This window comes from Nocardiopsis sp. NPDC055824 (genome assembly GCF_053616335.1).
Genome location: NZ_JBSHDN010000233.1, coordinates 1 through 9388 on the forward strand (window position 1 = coordinate 1; position 9388 = coordinate 9388).

The window sequence follows — 9388 nt, forward strand, 5'->3', positions numbered from 1 at the left end:
GTCACGGGCGCCGTCTCCGGGACGGCGCCCGTGACGGCGAAGGCCACCGGGACCCGGCCCACCACGACCGGGGCGGAGGGAGCCTCCGGGACGGCCTCGGAGACGCTCGTCCCCGCACCGGGGGAGGCGGTCGGCGCGGACCCGCCGGTGTCCCCGGACGCGTCCTCCCCGGCGCCCCCGCCCGTGTCCTCCGCCGGGCCGGGCGCCCAGGTCCCCCCGGCGGCCGCGCCGGCGTCCCCGGCGGGGGCGGGTGCGAGCTCCAGGAGGCGGATCTCGAACGGGTCCTCCTCCGCGTCCAGGCCGGCCCCGGCGGCGAACCCCGCCCCGGTGTCGAGGGCGACCGTGAAGGTTCCGCGCGAGCCGACCTCGACCGTCACCGCGTTGCCGTCGTCGGGGACGGCGCCGTCGTCGGCGGCACGGGTGTCCGCGGAACCGGCCGGCACGGCCCAGGTGGCGACCTCGACCAGTGAGCCGGGCGCGTGGCCGATCCCGGAGACGGTGACGGTGTCGCCCGCGGGGTCGAGGCCCCCGGTCCGGTCCACGGTGGTGACGCGGGGGCGGCCGTGTTCGCCGTCCGGGGACGGGACGGGTTCGGCGAGCGCCGCCGCCGGAACCGTCGTGGACAGCACCGCCGCGACGGCGGTGGCTGCGAGGGGCGGGACGAGCCCGCGGCGCCGCCCGTGGCCCGGGCTGGGGGAAACCGCTGCTTGCATCAGAGGCCTTCGCTTCGTGCGGGGCGGTGGGAGACCGCCCTCCGCGTGAGGTGGGGAGAGTTCTTTAGGTTATGCTTACCTTTGTGAAGTGAGCCTTGCCTAACTCGAAGTCCGCGCCGGAACAGTTGAACACCGAAGCATCAGGCTTGTCAAGATGATGACGAAGTGTCATATAAAGGGCGTTGTCGCCTCCCCGCTCCCCGGCGACACCCGCCCGTGCACCCGGCACACGGACCACCGAAAGCGACCCCCATGCCACTCGCCGACGCGCGGCGCCGCCCGCGCGGACACCGCCCGCACGCACGATCCGTCCCGGTCCTCGCCGCGGCCTGCGCCCTCGCGCTGGCGCTGGCCGGCTGCGCCGTGGGAGGAGGCGGTGCGCCCGAGGCCCCCTCGCGAGGGGACGGCGCCGCCGACATCCCCGACTTCTCCGAGAACCGCCTCCAGCCGCTGGAGGGCACCGGGGAGCCCGAGCTCCCCGTCACCGTCGACTCCGTCGTCCTCGATCCGTACCGCACGAGCTCCGACCCCCTGGAGTACGAGCAGGTCGAGGTCGACGACGTCAGCCGCATCCTCCCGCTCACCGGCAGCCTCGCCGAGATCGTCTTCACGCTCGGCCTCGGCGACAACGTGGTCGGCCGCGACGTCGCCGCCACGTTCGAGGAGGCCGCCGGCCTCCCCGTCATCAGCGAGGGGCACGAGGTCTCCGCCGAGAGCGTCCTCGCCCTCGAACCCACGGTGATCCTCGCCGACACCCAGACGGGCCCGTCCGAGGCCGTCGAGCAGATCCAGAGGTCCGGGGTCCCCGTCGTCATCGTCGAGGAGGCCTGGTCCATCGACGAGATGTACCCGCGCTTCGAGCGGGTCGCGGAGGCCCTCGGGGTCCCCGACGACGGCGCGGCCCTGTCCGAGCGCACGCGGGCGCAGATGGCCGAGGTCCGGGAGGAGGCGGACGGCTCAGGCGACGGCCCGCTCGTGGCCTTCCTCTACCTGCGGGGCACGGCCGGGGTCTACCTCCTCGGCGGCGAGGGCTCGGGCGCCGACGCCGTGCTCGCCGAGACCGGTGCGCGCGACGCCGGGGTCGAGATGGGCCTGACCACACCGTTCACCCCCATCACCACGGAGGCCCTCATCGCGGCCCAGCCCGACGTGCTCCTCGTCATGACCCAGGGCCTGGAGTCCGTGGGCGGCGTCGACGGGCTCGTCGAGATCCCCGGTGTCGCCCAGACACCGGCCGGCGCGGCACGGGCGGTCGTCGACTTCGAGGACGGCGTCCTGCTCAACTTCGGCCCCCGCACGCCGCAGGTCGTCGCGGCCCTCGCGGACGAACTGGCCGCGTTCCAGGCGGAGGGGGAGGGCCGGTGACCGCCCCCGACACCACCGCCCCCGAACGGGTCGGCGTGGACGGCGGCCCCCCGCCGGGACCCGGGGGGCGCGCCGCACACCGCCTCCGGGCCGTGCTCCTGCTGGCCGGACTCGGCACGGGCCTGGTCGCGGTCTCGCTCGTCGCGGCCGGCGCCGGCGCCTACCCCGTGCCCGCCGGCCAGGTCGCCTCCTCGGTCCTGCACGCGGTCGGGCTGGAGGTCGGCACACCCCCCGACCGGATCGGCCGGACCGTCCTGTGGGACGTGCGCTTCCCCCGCGTCGTCCTGGCGGTCATGGTCGGCGCCGCCCTCGGCGCCGCCGGGGCCATGATGCAGGGGATCTTCGGCAACCCCCTCGCCGAGCCCGGCGTCATCGGGGTCTCCTCCGGCGCGGCGGTCGGCGCGATCACGGTCGTCTTCACGGGCCTGACCGTGTTCGGCCACTGGACGATCATCGCCGCTTCGTTCGTGTTCGGCCTGGCCACGACCCTGTTCGTGTACGTCTTCGCGCGCTCGCGCGGCCGCACCGAGGTCGTCACCCTGCTCCTCACGGGCATCGCCGTCAACGCCGTGGCGGGAGCGGCCATCGGCCTGATGACCAACTTCTCCCAGGACGCCGAGATCCAGACCATCACCTTCTGGCAGCTCGGCAGCGTCTCCACCGCCACCTGGTCCAAGGTCGCCGCCATCGCCCCGTGCCTCCTGGCCGGACTGGCCGTGATCCCCCTCCACGCCCGGCGCCTCGACCTGCTCGCGCTCGGCGAGGGGCCCGCCCGCCACCTGGGCGTGGACGTCGAGCGCATGCGCCTCGTCCTCATCTGCGCCCTGGCGCTGCTCACCTCGGCCGCCGTCGCGTTCGCGGGGATCGTCGCGTTCGTCGGCCTGGTCGTCCCGCACATCATCCGCATGGTCACCGGTCCCGGGCACCGGGTCCTGCTGCCCGCCAGCGCGCTCGGCGGAGGGCTCCTCCTGCTCGCCGCCGACCTGCTCGCCCGCACCGTCGCCGCACCCGCCGAGATCCCCCTCGGCGTGGTCACCGCCGCCCTCGGCGGGCCGTTCTTCTTCTACCTTCTGCACCGCACCCGCGCCAAGCAGGGAGGATGGTCGTGAACACCCTTCCCCGTCTGCGCCGGCGGGTCTCCGCCGCCTTCGCCCCCCTGTCCCGTCCCCCCGCGCTCCCCGTCCGCGCCGCGACCGGCTCGGAGGTGGTCCGCGCCGAGGGGGTCACCGTCCGCCGGGGCGGACGCGCCCTCCTGGACGGGGTCGACCTCACGGTGCGCGCCGGAGAGCTCCTGGCCCTGGTGGGCCCCAACGGGGCCGGCAAGTCCACCCTGCTGGCCGCCCTGTCCGGCGACGTCACCGGCGGGCCCGCCCGGGGGGAGGCCGACGAGGGCGCCGTGCTCCTCCTCGACCGGCCCCTGCCGGAGTGGACCCCGCCACAGCTCGCGCTGCGGCGGGCCGTCCTCCCGCAGGAGGCGTCGGTCAGCTTCCCGTTCCCGGTCGCCGAGCTCGTCGCCATGGGCCGGGCCCCCTGGGCGGGGCTGTGCGCCCCCGGCGCCGACGACGCCGCGGTCGCCGCGGCCATGGACGGCACGGGCGTCGCCCACCTGGCCGGACGCCGGTTCCCCACGCTCTCCGGGGGAGAGCGGGCCAGGGTGATGCTCGCGCGTGTCCTCGCCCAGGACACGCAGGTGCTGATGCTCGACGAACCGACGGCGGCCCTGGACATCGGGCACCAGGAACTCGTACTGTCCATCGCGCGTCAGATCTCGGAGGACGGTGGTGCGGTTATCGTGGTCCTGCACGATTTGGGGCTTGCGGCGGCCTACGCCCATCGTGTGGCGATACTCTCCGGAGGACGGATCGCCGCGCAGGGAGCCCCCGCCGACGTGTTCACCGCGTCCCTGCTCGGCAACGTCTACCAGCACGAGGTCGAAGTCCTGCCGCACCCGCGTACCGGGGTCCCGCTGGTCGTGCCCCTCCGGTAGGTGTCCGGCGCACATGAGAGCGTCCACAGGAGTAGGTCGTATTGGTGTCCACAACTGAACGGCAGCCACACGAAGAGCCCCCGCACGAGCGGCGGGAGGGGCGTGGACGGAGCGCGGGCGGCCGACGCCGCCGGGCGCCCCGGCCCAGGGCCACCCCGGGAGACGTCGTGCGCGGCTTCGTCCGGTTCGTCGGCGAGATCCTCCTGACGGCCGGTCTGCTCATGCTCTTCTACGCGGGGTACGAGGTCTACGGCTCCCAGTGGGAGACCGACCGCGAACAGCAGGGCCTGGCGGACGGGCTGAACGAGGCGTGGGCGGCCACGGCGGAGGAGTCCGGTCCGGACTCCGAGCCGCTGCCCGGCAGCGCCGACAGCCGCCTCTACATCCCCAGCCTCGACCTGGACTGGGTCGTGGTCAACGGCACCACCCCCGACGACATCCGCTACAGCCCCGGCCACTACACCGAGTACCCCAGCAGCGCGGGCGGCGCGGGCAACTACGCGATCGCCGCCCACCGGACCCCGGGCCTGTTCTGGGACATGGACCTGCTGGACAACGGTGACGTGCTGGTCCTGGAGGACGGGGAGAACTTCTACACGTACGAGGTCTTCCAGGAGGAGACGGTCCTGCCCACCGACGTGTGGGTGATCGAGCCGGACCCGTTCGACGACGTCGAGGGGGCGGGCGAGGGGGAGCCCGAGCGGTCCCTGATCACGCTGACCACCTGTGCGCCGAAGCTGAACAACACGCACCGGCTCATCGTCTGGGGTGAGCTGGTCGAGACCACGCCCAAGTCCGAGGGGATGCCCGACTCGATCGCGCACATGGCCCCCGAGACCGCCGAGGCCGAGTAGGGGTAACGCGAATGTACGGTCTGATCTGGCGCATCCTGCCCGGCCCCTGGGCCTCCAAGTTCATCATGGCGGTCGGCCTGCTGGCCGGCGCCGCGGCGCTCCTGTGGTTCTTCGCCTTCCCGGCGATCTCCCCGCACATGCCGTTCAACGACGGCGCCGTCGACACCCAGGGCGTCGGCACGGGCGGGGAGGCGGGCACGGGAGAGGTCTCCGAGGACCCGGGGGCCGAAGGGCTTTCCGGGGAAGAGGGGGCCTCCGGGGCGGAGGTCCCCGGGGCAGGGGGCTGACGTCCGCCCGGCTCCGGGCCGCCCGCGGGGCCCCGGGCCCGGCCCGGGGCCGCGGCGCGGTCGTGTGGGCGGCACCACTGGCGGGGCTCCCGGTCCGGTCCGCCACGACCGCTAACCTCTAGCAGGTGAGCAACGGGGGACGGTTCTGAGAATGACGGTGACGCAGACCACTACGGAGGACCGCCTGCGCGGGCTCCGCGCTTGGCAGCGGGAGGCGTTCGAGGAGTACTTCCGCCGGGAGCCGCGCGACTTCCTCGCCGTGGCGACCCCCGGTGCGGGCAAGACGACCTTCGCGCTCACCCTGGCCACGGAACTCCTCCACCGGCACGCGGTGAGGGCCATCACCATCGTGTGCCCCACCGAGCACCTCAAGAAGCAGTGGGCCGAGGCCGCCGCCCGGTTCGGCATCGCCATCGACCCCGACTTCAAGAACGGCCAGGGGGCGCTCGGCCGCCAGTACATCGGGGTGGCAGTCACCTACGCGCAGGTCGCCGCGCACCCGATGCTGCACCGCAACCGGACCGAGGCGCGCAAGACCCTCGTGATCTTCGACGAGGTCCACCACGCGGGCGACGCCCTCTCCTGGGGCGACGCCGCGCGCGAGGCCTTCGACCCGGCGACCAAAAGGCTCTCCCTCACCGGCACCCCCTTCCGCTCCGACATCAACCCCATCCCCTTCGTGGACTACGTCCCCGACGCGGCGGGGGTGCGCCGCTGCTCGTGGGACTACAACTACGGGTACGGCCCGGCCCTGGAGGACGGGGTCGTGCGCCCCGTCATCTTCATGGCCTACTCCGGTGAGATGCGCTGGCGCACCCGCGCCGGGGACGAACTCGCGGCCAGACTCGGGGAGCCCCTTACCCAGGACGCCCTCTCCCAGGCCTGGCGCGCCGCGCTGGACCCCAAGGGCGACTGGATCAAGCGCGTGCTCCAGGCCGCGGACCGGCGCCTGACCGAGGTCCGCAAGACGCACCCCGACGCGGGCGGCCTGGTCATCGCCACCGACCACGAGAACGCCCGCGCCTACTCCCGCATCATCCGGCAGATCACCGGCAAGGGCGCGACCGTGGTGCTCTCGGACGACCCCACGGCCTCCCGGAAGATCTCCCGTTTCGCCGTGGGCGACGACCGGTGGATGGTCGCGGTGCGCATGGTGTCGGAGGGGGTCGACGTGCCCCGGCTGATGGTCGGCGTGTACGCCACCTCCACCAGCACGGCCCTGTTCTTCGCCCAGGCCATCGGCCGCTTCGTGCGCGTGCGCCAGCGGGGCGAGGTGGCGTCGGTGTTCCTGCCCTCGGTGCCGACCCTGCTGGAGTACGCGGGCGAGATGGAGCGCGAGCGCGACCACGTGCTGGACAAGCCGCCGCCCGGTGACGACGAGTACCCGGAGGAGGACCTCCTCAAGGAGGCCAACCGCAAGCGGGACAGCCCGGACGCCGGCGAGGAGCTGCCGTTCGAGACGATGGAGTCGGCGGCCGAGTTCGACCGCGCCCTCTACGACGGGGCCGAGTACGGCGGTGTCCCGGGCTCCTCCGAGGAGGAGGACTTCCTGGGGCTTCCGGGCCTGCTCGACCCGCAACAGGTCTCCCAGCTCCTGCGCAAGCGCAAGGCCGACATCCGCGCGGGTGAGCGCAGGGCGAAGAAGGACGACCCGGCCGAGGAGGAGGGCCCCACCCACGAGATCGTGGCGGAGCTGCGCCGCGAGCTGAGCGGGCTGGTGGGCGCATGGCACCACCGGACGGGCAAGCCGCACGGGGTCATCCACAACGAGCTGCGCCGCGCGTGCGGGGGCCCGCCGGTGGCGCAGGCCTCCCCGACCCAGATCCGCGAGCGGATCGCCAAGCTCCGCACCTGGGCGGTCGGGGGCAAGTAGTCCCGGTTGTCCCGAAAAGGGCAAACACTTCGTCAGCGTGCGCACGGCTGCTGTGCGTAACGTGCCCGTTTGATTACATTCCGTGATGTGAATCGACGAAGCTCTCGCGGCGGCACAGCCGCGCTCTGGACCGGACTGCTCATGTGCGGTCTCGCTCTGACCGGGACGGTCGCGGGCCTGCCGCCCGAACCGGCCGGAGCCGAGACCGCCCGGACCCTGGCCCCGGGGGAGGAGGGCTCCCTCCTGGAGGAGTGCCCGCCGGGCCGCGCCGGCCAGGCCGCCCGCGTGAGCGATCCCGACGCGGCGGTGCCCGAGGGAGGGGAGCTCACCCCGCAGCAGGCCGAGGACTACGACAGGCGGTTCCGCGAGGCCCTCGTTCCCCTGCGCGGCCAGGAGATGCAGGCGCCCCGGAACGTGCCGGTCGTGGTGCACGTCATCTCCGCCGAGGACGGCCGGGGCGACGTGCCGCAGGCCCGTGTCGACGACCAGATCGAGGTCCTCAACACCGCCTTCTCGGGCGGCTACGGGACGGACGGCGCCGACACCGGTTTCCGCTTCGAGCTGTCCGAGACCACCCGCACGGTGAACGACACCTGGTTCACCCGGTTCGACGAGTACCGCGACACGATCCGGGCCGAGCTGCACCGGGGCGGCGCCGGGACGCTCAACGTCTACACGGCCCAACTGGGGACGGGGCTGCTCGGGTACTCCTCCTTCCCGCAGGACTACGAGGCGGCGCCCGACCAGGACGGGGTCGTGCTCGCCCACGACACCCTGCCCGGCGGGGGCCGCGACGGCTTCGACCTCGGCCACACCGGTACCCACGAGGTCGGCCACTGGCTGGGGCTGTTCCACACGTTCCAGAACGGGTGCGCCTCGCCCGGGGACTACGTGGACGACACCCCCTACGAGCGCGAGGCGGCGTCCGGCTGCCCGGTCGGCAGGGACTCCTGCCCCCGCAAGAAGGGCGACGACCCCGTCACCAACTTCATGAACTACAGCGACGACGGCTGCATGACCCACTTCACCGAGGGGCAGGCCCGGCGCATCGTCGAGCACTGGGCGGCCTTCCGCTCCTGACCCGGCGGTACGGGCGGCCGTGTCCGGGGCCCCGGGGCATGCGCCCCGGGCCCCCGGACACCACACAGGCCCGGAGGGGGAGGGGCCCGGTCCGGGGACGGCCGCCGGGAGGACCTGTACGGGGGAGCGCCCCCGAACGCCGCTAGGCTGAGGACATGGCAGCGAACACCTACCTGACCGGCATCAAGCCCACCGGGGAATTCCACCTGGGCAACTACGTCGGCGCGATCAAGCCCGCCCTGGCCGCGGCCCGTGAGTACGACACGTACTACTTCGTCGCGGACTACCACGCGCTCAACACCGTCAAGGACGCGGCCGAGCTCCGCCACAGCATCCGGTCGGGCGCTGCCACCTGGCTCGCGTGCGGCCTCGACCCCGAGCGCACGGTCGTCTACCAGCAGTCCAAGGTCCCCGAGACCTTCGAGCTCACCACCATCCTGAGCGCCCTCACCCCCAAGGGCCTCATGAACCGCGCGCACGCCTACAAGGCCGCGCGGGACCGCAACACCGCGGCCGGGAACAGCGACCTGGACGCCGGGATCAACATGGGGCTGTACAACTACCCCATCCTCATGGCCGCCGACATCCTGGTCATGGAGGGCACGCACGTGCCGGTCGGCCGCGACCAGTCCCAGCACATCGAGTACACGGCCGACATCGCCGGGTACTTCAACCACCGCTTCGGCGAGGGGTACTCCTTCCCGGTCCCCAAGGGCGTCATCGACGAGGGCGACGGCAGCATCCTGCCCGGCACCGACGGCCGCAAGATGAGCAAGTCCTACGACAACCACATCCCGCTGTTCCTGCCGGAGAACAAGCTCAAGAAGGCCATCCGCCGCATCCCGACCGACTCCACCCCGGTGGAGGACCCCAAGGACGCCGACGGCTCGGTGCCCTTCCAGCTCCTGGCCCACTTCGCCGACGCCGACAAGGTCGCCGACGTCCGGCGGCGGCTGGAGGCCGGCGGCATGGGCTGGGGCGAGCTCAAGAACGAGCTGTTCGAGGCGGTCAACGCCGAACTCGGCCCCAAGCGCGAGCGCTACGACCAGCTGATGGACGACCCCTCCGAGATCGACGCGATCCTGGAGGCCGGTTCCGCGCGCGCCCGCGAGCGTGCGCGCGCCCCGAACGACCCGGGGCGCGCCCCCCGCGGCGGCGCCGGGCGCCCGACCCGCCGCGGGGGGGCGGCGGGCCCCGCACGGGTCCGCCGCCGCGCGCGCCCGGCGAGG

Annotated in this window: 8 protein-coding genes and 1 pseudogene; 8 read left to right on the forward strand and 1 reads right to left on the reverse strand. The window is 73.5% G+C overall.

All coding sequences use genetic code 11. The features are described 5' to 3' along the window. Positions 1–713 (reverse strand): annotated as a pseudogene (locus ACWGL3_RS28430) (cell wall protein); the annotation flags it as partial. A 252-nt stretch (positions 714–965) separates the two neighbouring features. Here ACWGL3_RS28430 and ACWGL3_RS28435 point away from each other — a divergent pair. The 8 genes from ACWGL3_RS28435 to ACWGL3_RS28470 all read left to right on the forward strand — a co-directional run. Further along, positions 966–2078, forward strand: coding sequence for a heme/hemin ABC transporter substrate-binding protein (locus ACWGL3_RS28435; RefSeq protein WP_452462003.1), 1113 nt, complete (start codon positions 966–968; stop codon positions 2076–2078). Between the two features lie 35 nt (positions 2079–2113). Then, complete coding sequence (locus ACWGL3_RS28440) at positions 2114–3187, forward strand: FecCD family ABC transporter permease (protein WP_267950493.1); 1074 nt, start codon at positions 2114–2116, stop codon at positions 3185–3187. After that, complete coding sequence (locus ACWGL3_RS28445) at positions 3184–4065, forward strand: heme ABC transporter ATP-binding protein (protein WP_267946306.1); 882 nt, start codon at positions 3184–3186, stop codon at positions 4063–4065. Before ACWGL3_RS28440 ends, ACWGL3_RS28445 begins: the two co-directional genes overlap by 4 nt. A 167-nt stretch (positions 4066–4232) precedes the next feature. Next, complete coding sequence (locus ACWGL3_RS28450) at positions 4233–4919, forward strand: class E sortase (RefSeq protein WP_267946305.1); 687 nt, start codon at positions 4233–4235, stop codon at positions 4917–4919. Positions 4920–4930: 11 nt separating this feature from the next. Next, positions 4931–5206, forward strand: a complete 276-nt coding sequence (locus ACWGL3_RS28455; protein WP_344184536.1) for a hypothetical protein — start codon at positions 4931–4933, stop codon at positions 5204–5206. A 151-nt stretch (positions 5207–5357) separates the two neighbouring features. Continuing rightward, positions 5358–7079: a DEAD/DEAH box helicase gene (locus ACWGL3_RS28460; RefSeq protein WP_452462004.1), complete on the forward strand. Its 1722-nt coding sequence runs from the start codon at positions 5358–5360 to the stop codon at positions 7077–7079. A 141-nt stretch (positions 7080–7220) separates the two neighbouring features. Next, positions 7221–8159 carry a zinc metalloprotease gene (locus ACWGL3_RS28465; protein ID WP_267950492.1) on the forward strand — a complete coding sequence of 313 codons (939 nt, stop codon included), beginning with the start codon at positions 7221–7223 and terminating at the stop codon, positions 8157–8159. Positions 8160–8314: 155 nt separating this feature from the next. Further along, positions 8315–9388: tryptophan--tRNA ligase (locus tag ACWGL3_RS28470; RefSeq protein ID WP_452462005.1), on the forward strand; the 1074-nt coding region annotated here is incomplete at its 3' end.

What these genes read in the sequence shown, in the direction of transcription:
- ACWGL3_RS28435 (WP_452462003.1), top strand. Translation starts at nt 966, where the DNA reads ATGCCACTCGCCGACGCGCGGCGCCGCCCGCGCGGACACCGCCCGCAC.
- ACWGL3_RS28455 (WP_344184536.1), top strand. Translation starts at nt 4,931, where the DNA reads ATGTACGGTCTGATCTGGCGCATCCTGCCCGGCCCCTGGGCCTCCAAG.
- ACWGL3_RS28460 (WP_452462004.1), top strand. Translation starts at nt 5,358, where the DNA reads ATGACGGTGACGCAGACCACTACGGAGGACCGCCTGCGCGGGCTCCGC.
- ACWGL3_RS28465 (WP_267950492.1), top strand. Translation starts at nt 7,221, where the DNA reads ATGTGCGGTCTCGCTCTGACCGGGACGGTCGCGGGCCTGCCGCCCGAA.